This window comes from Endozoicomonas sp. 4G (assembly GCF_023822025.1).
GTDB lineage: Bacteria > Pseudomonadota > Gammaproteobacteria > Pseudomonadales > Endozoicomonadaceae > Endozoicomonas_A.
Map to the genome: position 1 here is coordinate 3,151,447 of NZ_CP082909.1, position 14,888 is coordinate 3,166,334.

Consider the following 14,888-nt stretch of genomic DNA (forward strand, 5'->3'; position numbering starts at 1 on the left):
AATGAAACGGACAAGTGTAGACAACAAAGCCGGATGTATCATGCAATGGAAAAGGCAGGTCAGGCTGTCACCCAGAGAATAACCGCATCTTCCTCACTGAGGGAAACCAGGGCATGGCCCATTTCAGCATCGTAATAGGTGCTATCTCCCTCATTGAGCTCCACCGGCTGATAAAACTCGGTGTAAAACATGACTTTGCCACTGAGAACCAGCAAAAACTCTTCACCCTCATGCCTTACCCAATCCTGATAATCCGCAAATGACCGGGCACAGACCGTGGTTTTGAAGGGCACCATCTTTTTGCCCGACAACTCAGTAGCCAGCAGTTCATGTTCGTAGGTGGTGGTGGGATGGGGACGCCCCTGCCCCTTTCGGGTAATATCACGACGCCCGCTGGCTGCTTTCTTTTCAACCGGCTGAGCAAATAACTGGGGGATATCCACACCCAAACCTGTGACCAGTTTGGTAACAGCGGTAAAGGTGGGCGATATCTGCTCATTTTCTATCTTGGAGAGGGTTGATCGGGCCAGGCCGGTCTTCTGGCTGGCTTCTTCCAGTGTCAGGTTAAGACTCAGACGGATCTCCCGGACCCGCTGGCCCAGTTGTAACGGCTCAACCGCAGCCTCTCTGTTACTGCGGGCGATCATGACCGACTGTTTTTCCTTTTTCAGGAAGTGTGCCTGTTCTGATATTTCCTGCTCTGACATTTATAGCTTCCCGATGTCCAGACCGCCCCGATACTATATAAGCCTCCCGTAAAAAGAAAGCTGCGCCCCGTGGAGTCACTCAAAGAAACCTCGGACCGCTCTCCGGATTTTGACTAACCTGATTTTCCAATAAACATTTTAACCACCGGGAAGCCAGGCCTTGCTATCCAAAAAAACACTGATTTTGATCTTGACCATTGCCTTTTCTGTGCATTGTTCTAATGGCTACGCTCAGGAAAACAGGTTGCCCTTGCTCTTAGCCCTGCCACTCTTTGACTCTGATGAAAACAGCGATAACCATTCTGACAAAGACGAAACGGATTCCGAAGCTGGTGCTCAGTGTGCAAACACGACAGCTGACCCTTTTCGGGCATTAAACGAAATCAGTCAGTATTGTTCGACTCTGAGACTGGAAATGATTCAGCAGGAGTCCATTTCAGACAACGAAATAACTACTCCGAAAACGCACAAACAGACTCACCTGCCTGCCGACCGCAGACCCAGGCTACACCAGTGTGACCATGAGGGTTGCAACTACAGCTCCGACAAAAAGAGCCATCTGAAAAGGCACAAACAGACTCACTTGCCTGCCGACCAGAGGCCCGAGAGACTCAAGGTGCACCAGTGTGACCATGAAGGCTGCAACTATAGCAGCGACTTCAAGGGCAATCTGAAAACGCACAAACAGACCCACCTGCCTGCCGACCAGAGATCCAGGAGACCCAAGAAACCCAAGGTACTCAAGTGTAACCATGAGGGCTGCAACTACCGCACCGAATACACGGGCAATCTGAAAGCGCACAAACAGACCCACTTGCCTGCCGACCAGAGACCCAAAGTGCACCAGTGTGATCATAAGGGCTGCGACTACAGCAGCAACAGTGTGAGCTATCTAAAACAGCACAAACAGATCCACCTGCCTGCCGACCAGAGGCCCAAGAGGCCCAGGGTGCACCGGTGTGACCATGAGGGCTGCAACCACATCAGCGATCGGGTAAGCAATCTGAAAGCGCACAAACAGACCCACCTGCCTGCCGACCAGAGACCCAAGAAACCCAAGGTGCATCATTGTGACCATGAGGGCTGCAACTACTGCACTAATCAGGTCGGCATTCTGAAAAGGCACAAACAGACCCACCTGCCTGCCGACCAGAGACCCAAGAAACCCAAGGTGCACCAGTGTGACCATGAGGGCTGCAACTACAGCACCAGTTATAGAAACCATCTGAAAAATCACAAACAGACTCACCTGCCTGCCGACCAGAGACTCAAGAGGTACCAGTGTGACCATGAGGACTGTAACCACAGCACCGACTATCTGGGTAATCTGAAAAAGCACAAACAGACCCACCTGCCTGCCGACCAGAGACTCAAAAAACTTAAGAGAAAAGCGTGTGATCAGCTACCCTCTAACGAAAAAAGAAAGAAGGTTGATAAAGAATGATCTGCCTCCCAGTCCGCCTCAAATGTTCAAGACCTGACCTGTCAGAACACTCTGGACAGGCGACCAAAGCATCTGCCAAAGAACATTCAGCGTTGTATTTATTCATTTATTTCATTAAGTTAGGCGTACCGTCGGGATAAGAAACCTCAACACTATTCGTCCTGACCCTGACTGAACTGGCACCCCACGGTGTCGTATAAAAAAGATCCAAAAAGAATAACAGAACAACAAATAATGCGGAGTGAACGTTCAAAATGGAAACACTGACTGAAATCATCGGTGCCATTAACGGCGTCGTGTGGGGGCCCGTTATGCTGGTTCTCATGCTGGGGGTAGGACTGTTCCTGATGCTGGGCCTGCGACTGATGCCCATCCTGAAACTGGGCACCGGCTTTAAACTCCTCTGGCAGGGCCGCAGCGCCAAGCCCGGCGACTCCGGTGAAATCCCTCCCTTCCAGGCCCTGATGACTGCCCTTTCGGCCACCATCGGTACCGGTAACATTGCCGGCGTCGCCACCGCCGTCTTCCTGGGTGGCCCCGGTGCCCTGTTCTGGATGTGGTGTACTGCCCTGGTGGGCATGGCGACCAAGTTCTCAGAAGCCGTGCTGGCAGTTAAGTACCGTGAAGTCGACGAAAATGGCAAACACTACGGTGGCCCGATGTATTACATCAAGAATGGTCTGGGTTCACGCTGGGCATGGCTGGGAACAGCCTTCGCTGTTTTCGCTGCCATTGCCGGCTTTGGTATCGGTAACACCGTTCAGTCCAATTCAGTGGCTGACGTTCTGCAAAGTAACTTCAACCTGCCTCCCCTGGTGACCGGTTTTATTCTGATGTTCCTGGTGGGTGCTGTCCTGATTGGCGGCATTCGTCGTATTGGTGCCGTAGCCAGCACTCTGGTTCCCCTGATGGCTATCGCCTACCTGGTGGCCGGTCTGGTGGTTCTGGCCATCAATGCTGAGCAAATTCCTGCTGCCCTGAGCCTGGTCTTCACTTACGCCTTTACGCCCACTGCGGCGACCGGTGGTTTTGCCGGTGCGGCGGTATGGGCCGCTATCCGCTTTGGTGTCGCTCGTGGTGTGTTCTCTAACGAAGCCGGTCTCGGTTCTGCACCTATCGCTCACGCGGCAGCAAAAACCAACGACCCCGTTCGTCAGGGTCTGATTGCCATGCTGGGTACTTTCCTGGACACCATTGTCGTCTGCTCCATCACCGGTCTGGTGATCATTACTTCCGGTGCCTGGACTTCAGGTGCTACCGGTGCGGCACTGACTTCTGCCGCATTTGCTGATGCGCTGCCAGGTGTCGGTAACTACATTGTTGCCATCTCTCTGGCCATCTTTGCCTTTACAACCATTCTGGGCTGGAGTTTCTATGGCGAGCGTTGTGTCGTCTTCCTGATGGGGCCAAAAGCCGTGAAACCTTACCGTGTCCTCTGGATTGTGGCCGTTCCGCTGGGCGCTACTGTCAGCCTCGATTTTATCTGGCTGGTGGCTGATACGCTGAATGCGATGATGGCGATTCCCAACCTGATTGCCCTGGCATTGCTGAGCCCGGTTGTCTTCAAGCTGGTACGTGAATATTTCAGCAGACAAGCTGAATCAGCAGAGCCAGCCACTGACTAAAGCGCAGGCCAGCCCTGTTCTCAGCTCTCTCAAGGTGCAAACCGTTCAGTTTTCTGTTTGCACCTTTTTTTCCTCCCATCTGTCCTGACACTGCTACTATTGTGACATCACCATTCGCTTCAATTACCGGTCAGGAGTCGTTTTTGTGGCCAGCGAAGGTATTAGCAATCATCGAATGTCTGACGAGGCGTATCAGGATAATTTTTCTGACATCAGGCCTCCCTTATCACACTATCAGGCCAGTATAGAGGCCAGTCGTTGCCTTTACTGTCACGACGCTCCCTGTATCTCTGCCTGCCCGACAGGTATCAACATTCCCTCGTTTATCCACCGAATCGCTGACCATAATGAAGACGGTGCCGCTAGGGTCATTCTGGAAGAAAACATTCTGGGAGGTAGCTGTGCCCGGGTCTGTCCGACAGAGGTTCTTTGTGAGCAGGCCTGCGTTCGCAATCACTCGCCAGAATGCCAACCGGTAATGATAGGCCGCTTGCAAAGGTATGCCATTGATCATCGGCAGAAAGCCTCTCACCCGTTTATCCGTGCACCAAAAACCGGTCGAAACGTGGCTGTTGTGGGTGCCGGTCCTGCCGGTCTGGCCTGTGCACACTCATTAGCCAGGCAGGGCCATGACATCACCCTGTTCGATGCCCGTAGCAAACCCGGCGGGCTTAACGAATACGGCATAGCCGCTTACAAACTGGTAGACGACTACGCTCAGGAAGAAATCAGTTTTATTTTCGAAATCGGTGGTATCACTCTCAAGACTGACAGCAGAATCCATCTTGATCGTCAGCTTGCCGACCTGACTCTTCAGTACGATGCCGTCTTTCTTGGTGTTGGACTGGGTTCATCGAAACCTCTTGGACTTTCTGATGAGCAGTCCGAAGGCGTTCAAGAAGCCCTGAATGCCATCAACACACTTCGTCAGACCAAAAACCTTGCTGAACTGCCCGTTGCTTCCAGAGTGGTTGTAATCGGCGGCGGCAATACGGCCATTGATGTCGCCTGCCAAATGCGCCGACTGGGAGCCGATGACGTGACGCTTGCTTACCGAAGGGGGCTTCAACAAATGTCGGCGACCCATCATGAACAGTTATTTGCCAGAGAGAACGGCGTTCGCATCACTCCCTGGATGAAGCCCGTTGGCTTTGAAACAAAAGCCGGGCAATTACACGGCGTCCGTTTTGTAAAAACAATTCTGCACCCTGACGGCCAATTGATTGCAACCGACGAGCACATTGTGATTCCTGCTGACCGGGTGTACAAGGCCATTGGCCAGTCAATAACAACAGAATGCTTTGCTTCTGGAAAACTGGCTCGGAGTCAGACTGGAAAAATCAAAGTGGATGACCAATTCAAAACCTCTATAGGTAACGTCTGGGCAGGCGGTGACTGTGTCGATAAAGGGGAAGACCTGACTGTGCACGCAGTCCAACATGGCAAACTGGCGGCACAAGCCATCAACCAGTTCCTGCAACAGCTCGAATAACAGGCAGAAAAAAGCGATGGCAAACCTCAGCACCGAGTTTCTCGGCATTCAGTCCCCCAACCCATTCTGGCTGGCCTCAGCGCCACCCACGGATAAGGCTTACAACATTGACCGGGCGTTTTCTGCAGGCTGGGGAGGTGCAGTCTGGAAGACCCTGGGCGAAGACCCGGCACCCGCCAACGTTTGCTCAAGGTACTCCGCCCATCGGGACACCCATGGCCGGATTCTGGGCATCAATAACATTGAGCTGATTTCTGATCGTCCGTTGCAAATCAATCTGGATGAAATCAAACAGACCAAAAAAAACTGGCCCGACCGTGCTTTACTGGTCTCCCTGATGGTGCCCTGTGAAGAAGAGTGCTGGCAGCGTATTCTCAATCAGGTTGAGGCCACGGGCTGCGACGGCGTCGAACTCAATTTTGGTTGCCCCCACGGTATGCCGGAGCTCGGGATGGGTGCGGCGGTAGGGCAAGTACCGGAACTCATCACCCAAGTCACCCGGTGGTGTAAACAACATACACGACTGCCGGTTATCGTTAAACTGACGCCTAATGTTGCAGATATTGTCCAGACAGCCAGTGCTGCTATGGCCGGTGGGGCGGATGCTGTCTCACTGATCAATACCATTAACTCCATCACCGGCATCAATCTCGATACCATGGTCGGTTATCCAGCCGTCGGCAACCGTTATACCAGCGGTGGTTATTGCGGCGAGGCCGTAAAACCTATTGCCCTGAACATGGTAGGGCAACTGGCACGGCACGATGCCACCGCCAAACTCACGGTATCCGCTATTGGCGGCATCACAACCTGGCGGGACGCTGCAGAATACCTGTCACTGGGGGCAACAACCCTGCAGGTATGCACAGCAGTGATGCTCAACGGCTTTAAAATCGTTGATGACCTGGTGGACGGACTCTCAAGATGGATGGATCAGAAAGGTTACCAGACACTGTCTGAGTTTCGCGGGGCAGCGGTTGCCAGCCTGACCGACTGGAACAAACTGGATCTGACCTATAAAAGCATTGCCCACATTGACCAGAGCCTGTGCATTCAGTGTGGCCGGTGTTTTGCCGCCTGTGAAGATACTGAACATCAGGCCATCGCCGTGCAGGCAGCTGATGATGGAAAAGAGCGAGTGTTTGAAGTGATTGCCGAGGAGTGTGTGGGTTGCAATCTCTGTCAGATTACCTGTCCGGTGGAGGGTTGTGTCACGATGGTTGGTTCTGCTGGTTCGGGTACGAGGCTATGACACACTCCGATGCTTCAGCATGGTGGCGAGTTGAAATGATACGGACGTTAACCCTGGCTTCATTAGTTTGTTGGGTGAGGTATGCACTCCCACGCAGAGCGTGGGAACGAGGGGGTGTACGGCTTCTACCTCGCCTTTCTCATCCCGTCGTAAAACCCATATATTTTCTGGTTCCAAATGCCCCAAAACCTGCGGTGAATGAGTACTTAAAATAAACTGACACCGCTTAAACGTTTTCGTAAGTTGTTCAATCACCATACGCTGCCAGCGGGGATGAAGATGTAAATCCACCTCATCAATCAACACTACGCCGTCACCGTCCAGTTTGTTCTCCAGAGTCGGGTTCGCAATAGCCAGACGACGAGCAAGATCGCCCACCAGTGCCAGCAGACATTTTTCACCATCGGAAAGCTGTTTGATATTCAATTCGACACCGTCTTTGTTGACGGTCATTCGCAGTGGACGACGACGAATACGGAGATTGTCAAAGCCCTCCATAAACTCACTGATGGCATTACGAACCGTTTCCAGCAGCGGGTCACGATATCGGACATTATCCCGCCGGAGTTCATTCTCCAGATCTTCCTGACGACGGAACCATTTAAAGAAGCTATCAAACTCACTGCTGGTATTGTCCAATGCCTGCCAGTAGGCATCTGTGGGTTTATATTCCAGCGAATCATGCACCCGCATGGGCGGCTCAACCACAGCACGTCTTACGTTGTAGTAAACCGCCAGCGGTAGATTGACAGGCTCTTTGTTCTGCAATTGCTCTAACAAAGACTTTGTCAAATCATTAAGGTTGTCCAACTCGGATTTCTGGCCACTCTTGCCAGCCCCTGTTCTGTTTTTAACCACCCCCCAGGCTAAAAAGTCACCGGGATGATGAACACCAATGTGTGCCTGCAACCAGTTTTCGCCGCATGAAATGTCATCATCGGTAAATTGCCTGGCTTTTCTTGGGTCGCCCTTTACTCGCTCAGTAAAGGTAGACAGCATAATCGCCAGACATTCCAGCAGCGCAGATTTACCCACACCATTTACGCCCACCAGCACCTGAACATTGCTATTGAGGTTAAAATCCAACCGCAGTTTTCGGATGCCCCGGAAATTTTCGACTTTCAGCCACTCAATACGCATAGATAGCCCACTCCGAACAGCCTCAGCAGGCTGTCTTTTTTCTTTAATCGTCAGATGATAATCGTTAATTCCTATCTCTACCAAATTTCTCAAACTACGGTTATGTCTCTATCTCGGGCTTCCTGAGCCTGGGGCGATCACTGAGACCAGATTTCCAGTCCCCACTTTTCACCATTTGTTTCCTATTGGAAACAAATGGGTTGATGTGAAACCTCCAGATTTGCTACTCTGCCGATACTCTGAATATCGGTTGAACTTTTCTTAGTCGTTTCATTCAGAAAACTTATCGAGAGAAAACGTCGGTTTCTGTCAGACCAGAATCGCCAGGAGCCTGACCGATAAAAGCCAGTAAATAAAAGGTCTTTATCAGATAAGAATACAGGCGGAGCAGACCATGGGACTGAGCATTTTCGACCTTTTTAAAATTGGCATCGGGCCTTCGTCATCCCATACCGTGGGTCCCATGGTGGCAGCCAATCGTTTCCTGGGTGAACTCCGCGCAAACCAGCACTTCCAGCAGATTCACCGTATAAAAGCCGATCTTTATGGCTCTCTGGCCATGACCGGAGCAGGTCATGCCACCGATGTTGCCGTACTCCTTGGATTGCTGGGAGAACATCCCGACAGTGTCGATCCTGACAAGGTGCCTGAATACATCGCCTCTATAAAAGATAACGATCAGCTGAAGCTCGGTGGCACCAGAACGATTTCCTTTCATTTTGATACCGATCTGCAATTTCACTTTGGCAGCTCCCTGCCCAATCACCCCAATGGCATGTCACTAACAGCTCTGGATACCAATGGGGAAGTCCTTTATAAAAACCAATACTACTCAGTCGGTGGCGGCTTTGTTCTCAATGAGCAGGAAGCCTCTTCCAGCCAATCCACCAGCCAGCAGTCCAGCCCTATTCCCTACCCTTTTGAGAGTGGTCAGGACTTACTGGACCACGGCAAAAGCAGTGGTTTATCCATCGCCGGACTGGTACTTGAAAACGAAAAACACCTGGGGCGCAGCCAGAATATTGCCAACGACCTGATGGCCATCTGGCAGGTGATGGATCAATGCATCCGGCGCGGTTGTCAGCAAACCGGAAAACTACCCGGAGGGCTGGATGTTGAACGCCGCGCCAGTGACCTGCACAAACGCCTGATCAACAAACCCAAAGAACAGTGGGATGACCTGCAAAGCATGGACTGGGTGAGTCTTTTTGCCCTGGCCGTAAATGAAGAGAATGCAGCGGGGGGCCGGGTCGTCACCGCGCCGACCAATGGTGCTGCCGGGGTTATTCCAGCGGTTCTGGCCTATTACGATCGCTTTATTCCCGACAGCTCCGATCAGGGTATTCAGACATTTCTGGCGACCGCTGCCGCCATCGGCATGCTGTACAAAAAAAATGCCTCCATTTCAGCCGCTGAAGTGGGCTGTCAGGGAGAAATCGGGGTAGCCTGCTCCATGGCAGCAGCAGCACTCTGTGCGGTTTTGGGCGGCACCAACGAACAGATAGAAAATGCCGCAGAAATTGGCATGGAACATAACCTGGGACTGACCTGTGACCCGGTTGGCGGTCTGGTTCAGGTGCCATGCATAGAGCGAAACACCATGGGTGCCGTCAAAGCCATTAATGCGGCACGACTGGCCTTACAGGGTACCGGCCAGCACCGGGTCTCACTGGACAGCGTGATAGAAACCATGCACCAGACGGGTCTGGACATGCAGGATAAGTACAAAGAAACCGCCACCGGCGGACTGGCAGTTAATGTTGTCATGTGCTGAGCCCATGACCGATGCCAAACAAGAAAACCAAAAAAAGTCAGCACAACTACCCGGGAAACTCCGTATAAGCCGGAGCCTCCCCGTGGGAGCATGAGCCGGAACCTACGGTTCAGCTGTTTTTAGACCATCACAGGGCTGTCCTGTCCACCGGCAGCCGCAAAGAAAGGTAGAAACATGGCTGTTGATAAACAGGCACTGCGCATCCTGGAACAGAGCAACGCATTTACTGGCCGACACATTGGCCCGGATCAGGCTCAGCAACAGGCAATGCTGTCGGAACTGAAACTGAACTCACTGTCTGACCTGATTGAACAGACGGTTCCCAAAGCCATTCGCTCTCTCGCGACTTCAGGAGAAAGTCCTCTGGCTATTGCCCCGGGCAAAACAGAAGTTCAGGCACTGAAATACCTGCGCTCCCTGGCGGACCAGAACAAGGTAAACAAGTCCTACATAGGTATGGGCTACTACAATACCCACATTCCCAACGTCATCCTCAGAAACGTTCTGGAAAACCCCGGCTGGTACACCGCCTACACTCCTTATCAACCGGAAATCTCCCAGGGCCGTCTGGAATCTTTGCTGAACTTCCAGCAAATGGTCATGGACCTGACCGGCATGGAAGTGGCCAACGCGTCCCTGCTGGACGAAGCCACCGCAGCGGCAGAAGCGATGGCACTTTGCTATCGATCCAGCCGCAGCAAGAACCCGGTTTTCTTTGTCGCTGACGATGTCCACCCACAAACCATCGACGTGATCAAAACCCGTGCCGAGCACATGGGTATTCAAGTGGCCGTCGGCAATCCCAACACCGATCTGGAAAAACACGACATTTTCGGTGTACAACTGCAATACCCCGGCACTTACGGACAGATTACCGATGTCGCCAGCATTGTCGCCAAAGCCAAAGAACAAAAAGCCATGGTGTCTGTCGCCACCGACCTGATGGCTTTGATGCTGCTCAAATCACCCGGCGAGCTGGGGGCAGACATCGCCCTGGGCAGCAGTCAGCGTTTTGGTGTCCCCATGGGCTTTGGGGGGCCCCACGCAGCCTTCTTTGCCGCCAGTGAAAAACTCAAGCGTTCTCTTCCCGGTCGCATTATCGGTGTCTCTATTGACCGTCGTGGTAACCCGGCTTACCGCATGGCGATGCAGACTCGTGAGCAGCACATCCGTCGTGAAAAAGCGACATCCAACATCTGCACAGCCCAGGCTTTGCTGGCCAACATTTCTGCGTTCTATGCCGTTTATCATGGGCCAGAAGGGCTAAAGACCATTGCTGAGCGCATTCACCGCCTGACCACTATCCTGCATAAAGGCCTGACCACTCTCGGTGTTCAGTGCAACAACAGCTACTTCGATACCCTGACCCTGAAAGTAGGCAGCCAACAGGAAGCCATCTATAACCGTGCCCTGGAAGCTGGTTGCAACCTGCGCCGCATCGGCTTCGATCAACTGGGTATCAGTATTGATGAGACCACCACAGCGGAAGACATCACGCAACTGCTCAATATTATCCTGGGACAGGGTCAGGATCTGGACATCCAGACCATCGACAACCAGATTACCCTGTTCGAAGGGAAGAGCGAAGGGAAGAGCGGCCTAAAAGACGAACATCGTCGTACTGATCCGGTACTGACGCACCCAACCTTCAACCGCTATCATTCCGAAACCGATATGCTGCGCTACCTGAAGCGCCTGGAAAACAAGGATTATTCCCTGACCCACGGCATGATTCCCCTGGGCTCCTGTACCATGAAGCTGAATGCCACCGCTGAAATGATACCAGTGTCCTGGCCAGAATTTGCCAACATCCACCCGTTTGCACCCAGAGATCAGGTCAAGGGTTATACGACCATGATCAACGAACTGGAAACGGCACTGGCAACCATCACCGGTTACGACAAAATCTCCATGCAGCCCAACTCCGGTGCCCAGGGTGAATACGCGGGCCTGCTGGCCATCCGTAACTACCAGGAAGCCAATGGGCAGGCTCACAGAAATATCTGCCTGATCCCCTCTTCTGCCCACGGCACCAACCCGGCTTCTGCCGCGATGGTGGGCATGAAAGTGGTCGTCGTGGACTGTGACGAAAACGGCAATGTTGACGTTGAAGACCTTAAGACCAAAGCTGAACAGCACAGTGATAACCTGTCCTGCCTGATGGTCACCTACCCTTCCACCCACGGTGTTTATGAAGAAGAGATTCGCACTATATGCGACATTGTTCACCAACACGGGGGACAGGTCTATATGGACGGAGCCAACATGAACGCCCTGGTAGGCATCGCCAAGCCCGGCAAGTTCGGTTCTGACGTATCGCATCTGAATCTGCATAAAACCTTCGCCATTCCTCACGGTGGCGGTGGTCCCGGCATGGGCCCGATTGGTGTGAGAAGCCACCTGGCACCTTACCTGCCCAACCACTGTGTCAGCCCGATTGCGGGCGATAACGAAGGCATGGGGGCAGTATCCGCAGCGCCCTTTGGCAGCGCCTCCATCCTGCCCATCAGTTATCTGTACATTGTTATGCTGGGACAACAGGGTCTGCAAAAGTCCAGTGAAGTCGCTATCCTGAACGCCAACTATATGGCTGAGAAACTGGCTGCTCATTACGACGTACTGTACCGTGGCCGTAATAACAAAGTGGCTCACGAGTGCATTATCGATATTCGCCCTATCAAGGAAGCCTGCGGTGTCACCGAAGAAGACATTGCCAAGCGCCTGATGGACTACGGTTTCCATGCACCCACCATGTCTTTCCCGGTGGCCGGTACGCTGATGATTGAGCCCACCGAATCCGAGTCCAAAGACGAGATCGATCGTTTTGTCAGCGCCATGATTGCCATCCGCAAAGAAGTGCGCAAGGTACAGGAAGGCCAATGGCCGACAGAAGATAACCCACTGTGTAATGCGCCGCACACCATGGCTGATCTGGTGGACAGCGACTGGAGCCACCCTTACAGCCGTGAAGAAGCCGTCTTCCCGCTGAAAGGTTCTATGAATGGTAAGTACTGGCCCACCGCTAACCGGATCGACAATGTTTACGGTGATCGCAACTTTATCTGCTCCTGCCCATCTATCGAAAACTACCAAGAAAAAGACTAGCGTCGTCTGAATATCAGCATTGAACCGGGGCCAGCACTGCCCCGGTTTCTTCACTATTTCAGGGAGTGTCAGTAATGACCGAACTCAAAAAAACACCACTGCACAGCCTGCACCTGGAGCTGGGTGCAAAAATGGTTCCGTTCGCGGGCTTCGACATGCCGGTGCAATATCCCCTGGGAATTAAGGCTGAGCATCTGCATACCCGTGCCCAGGCCGGTCTGTTCGATGTTTCCCACATGGGGCAGGTTCGTCTGACCGGCCATCAGCCCGCCAAAGCCTTGGAAGCGCTGGTACCTGTTGACATCATCGACTTGCCTGAGCGCAAACAACGCTATGCCCTGTTCACCAACGAACAGGGGGGCGTAATGGACGACCTGATGGTTACCAACGAAGGTAATGACAGCCTCTACGTGGTGGTCAACGCCGCCTGCAAGGAGCAGGACATTGCTCACCTGAAAGCTCATCTGCCTGACGATGTGAAGCTGGAAGTTCTGGATGACCGTGCCCTGGTGGCTATTCAAGGCCCTGAGGCGAAAACAGTGATGGCTCGCTTTGCCCCCGAAACAGCAAAGATGGTCTTTATGGACTCCGTTCATATGACCATTGAAGGCGTTGACGTTTATATCAGCCGCTCGGGTTACACCGGTGAAGACGGTTTTGAAATCTCAATCCCGCAGGCAGATGCAGACAAATTCTGTCGTATGCTGCTGGATCAGCCGGAAGTAGAATTCATTGGCCTGGGCGCCCGTGATTCCCTGCGTCTGGAAAGTGGCCTGTGCCTCTACGGCCACGACCTGGATACAGAAACCACCCCCATCGAAAGCAGCCTGATCTGGGCCATCAGCAAAAACCGTCGTAAGGATGGCGAACGTGCTGGCGGATTCCCCGGTGCGGATAAGATCCTGAGCCAGATTGAAAACAAAGACTTTATCCGCAAGCGCGTTGGTTTAATTGGCAGCAGTCGTGCACCGGTTCGTGAGGGGACTGAGATTGTTAATGCCGAGGGTGAAAAAATCGGTGTGGTGACTTCAGGAACCTTTGGACCCACTGTCGGCGCTCCTGTCGCCATGGCCTATGTTCCTACTGAATATGCGACCCTGGAAACAGAAGTTTTTGCATTGGTGCGTGGCAAGAAACTGCCTATGACGGTGAGTCGTATGCCGTTTATTGAGCAGCGTTACTATAGGGGTTGATGGGTAAAAGCCCGGCTTTTTCCGGGCTTTTTACAACAAATCAGCCAGATTTAAAAGTCATCAGACAATATCTTCAACAGGCAAGCTGATAAGTCCTGGAACGCCCCTTACGCTCAAGTAGTTTTTCATTTTCAGCCCGGTCAAGCCAGTCTGAAATCTGTTTGGCATTCACGTCGGTCATCCGCTCTTTCAGATCCGAAAGTGAGACATCCGCTTTATTCCTGAGCAACTCCTGCAGCTTCTCAGTAATCGGATGGTGGTCGGAATTTACACTCACCATGACAGGAATCGATGTGACAATTGAAACCGTAAGTATGTTGGGGTTGTCTATGGCCCTCTGGATGTTTCTTTTGACCAGACCGCGCTGCGCAGGGGGTAAAATAGATGCCAGCCAAATACAGGACGGGAGTGAGAAGCCCCTCTGCAACCTGGCTAAACAAACTTTGTTCAGTATTCGCCGTCCTACGGGGTGATGATCGGAGTTTACAAACGCCATGACAGGAATCGACGTAACAACTTAAACCGTAAGTATGTTGGTTTTTTTCAGGGCTTTCGCCACCATCGCCCGAACCAGAAGCCGGGGAGCCGGTGATAGTGGCTGCAATCTGGGTGGTTGCCACTGTGGATTGCTGACCGGATGAATTTGTTTGCTCATTTTGAGGCTGGTTTTGTTGCTGGCCATTCCCGGGGAGCATCATAGTGATGATCACAAATGGGTCATCCCCCTGTGTCAATATAGATACCGCCTCTACGGGTATCCATGAATAAAACCTGGCGCTCAATGGAGTGCGGCTCTTAACTCTGTCGGATTTGTTATCAGGCGGCAAAATTGATCCTGCGTTATTCATCTCCGCAAGGCATGACGAATCACACGACAATGCATTAAGGTCACGATTTATGGAAAAGCTACCTTCTGGAACGCCTCGGTCCTGCTCAAACTCGACAATAAAACGTTTTTTCAACAGTTCGGAGTGACAGGTAAAAGACATCAATATCAGAAATAATAGCAATGAAGCAGAGATTGTTTTTTCCATAGCTTTATCCCCAGATCTATTTCGTATTTGTTGAAGTAGTAAAGTTAGAACATTAAATTGATAGATCAAAAATCTAATATCCTTTTGCAAAGGGATTGAGCCCCGACCAAAAGAATCCGATA

11 protein-coding genes are annotated in these 14,888 nt (G+C 52.2%); 7 read left to right on the top strand and 4 right to left on the bottom strand.

All coding sequences use genetic code 11. The annotated features are described in order from the left end of the window. Positions 1 to 59: 59 nt before the first annotated feature. Positions 60 to 647, bottom strand: coding sequence for an XRE family transcriptional regulator (locus K7B67_RS12090; protein ID WP_252180570.1), 588 nt, complete (start codon positions 645 to 647; stop codon positions 60 to 62). 220 nt (positions 648 to 867) lie between these two features. Between K7B67_RS12090 and K7B67_RS12095 the strand changes: the two genes are divergently transcribed. The 4 genes from K7B67_RS12095 (at position 868) to preA (ending at position 6,520) form a co-directional block, all read left to right on the top strand. Further along, entirely contained in the window at positions 868 to 2,151 is a 1,284-nt protein-coding gene (locus K7B67_RS12095; protein ID WP_252176134.1) for a hypothetical protein, read from the top strand. A gap of 254 nt (positions 2,152 to 2,405) precedes the next feature. Beyond that, positions 2,406 to 3,776 carry a sodium:alanine symporter family protein gene (locus K7B67_RS12100; protein ID WP_252176135.1) on the top strand — a complete coding sequence of 457 codons (1,371 nt, stop codon included), beginning with the start codon at positions 2,406 to 2,408 and terminating at the stop codon, positions 3,774 to 3,776. A gap of 145 nt (positions 3,777 to 3,921) precedes the next feature. Next, the gene (locus K7B67_RS12105) at positions 3,922 to 5,268 is read left to right on the top strand and encodes an NAD(P)-dependent oxidoreductase (protein ID WP_252176136.1); all 1,347 of its coding nucleotides are present in this window, start codon (positions 3,922 to 3,924) and stop codon (positions 5,266 to 5,268) included. 16 nt (positions 5,269 to 5,284) lie between these two features. Then, the gene (gene preA, locus K7B67_RS12110) at positions 5,285 to 6,520 is read left to right on the top strand and encodes an NAD-dependent dihydropyrimidine dehydrogenase subunit PreA (RefSeq protein WP_252180571.1); all 1,236 of its coding nucleotides are present in this window, start codon (positions 5,285 to 5,287) and stop codon (positions 6,518 to 6,520) included. Here the strand turns inward: preA and K7B67_RS12115 are convergent. Next, the gene (locus tag K7B67_RS12115; RefSeq protein WP_252176137.1) at positions 6,515 to 7,660 is read right to left on the bottom strand and encodes an AAA family ATPase; all 1,146 of its coding nucleotides are present in this window, start codon (positions 7,658 to 7,660) and stop codon (positions 6,515 to 6,517) included. The genes preA and K7B67_RS12115 overlap by 6 nt on opposite strands. A 394-nt stretch (positions 7,661 to 8,054) precedes the next feature. On the opposite strand from K7B67_RS12115, the gene K7B67_RS12120 reads away from it, so the two are divergent. The 3 genes from K7B67_RS12120 (at position 8,055) to gcvT (ending at position 13,732) form a co-directional block, all read left to right on the top strand. Continuing rightward, positions 8,055 to 9,434: an L-serine ammonia-lyase gene (locus K7B67_RS12120; RefSeq protein WP_252176138.1), complete on the top strand. Its 1,380-nt coding sequence runs from the start codon at positions 8,055 to 8,057 to the stop codon at positions 9,432 to 9,434. Between the two features lie 174 nt (positions 9,435 to 9,608). Then, positions 9,609 to 12,539 (top strand): aminomethyl-transferring glycine dehydrogenase, encoded by a 2,931-nt coding sequence (gene gcvP / locus K7B67_RS12125; protein ID WP_252176139.1) that lies wholly within the window; start codon positions 9,609 to 9,611, stop codon positions 12,537 to 12,539. Positions 12,540 to 12,613: 74 nt separating this feature from the next. Then, entirely contained in the window at positions 12,614 to 13,732 is a 1,119-nt protein-coding gene (gene gcvT / locus K7B67_RS12130; RefSeq protein WP_252176140.1) for a glycine cleavage system aminomethyltransferase GcvT, read from the top strand. Between the two features lie 73 nt (positions 13,733 to 13,805). On the opposite strand, the gene K7B67_RS12135 is transcribed toward gcvT, so the two are convergent. Both K7B67_RS12135 and K7B67_RS12140 read right to left on the bottom strand, forming a co-directional pair. Next, positions 13,806 to 13,961, bottom strand: a complete 156-nt coding sequence (locus tag K7B67_RS12135; RefSeq protein ID WP_252176141.1) for a hypothetical protein — start codon at positions 13,959 to 13,961, stop codon at positions 13,806 to 13,808. 13 nt (positions 13,962 to 13,974) lie between these two features. After that, a complete protein-coding gene (locus K7B67_RS12140) occupies positions 13,975 to 14,766 on the bottom strand; it encodes a hypothetical protein (RefSeq protein WP_252176142.1) in 792 nt (263 codons plus the stop codon). Positions 14,767 to 14,888 lie beyond the last annotated feature (122 nt).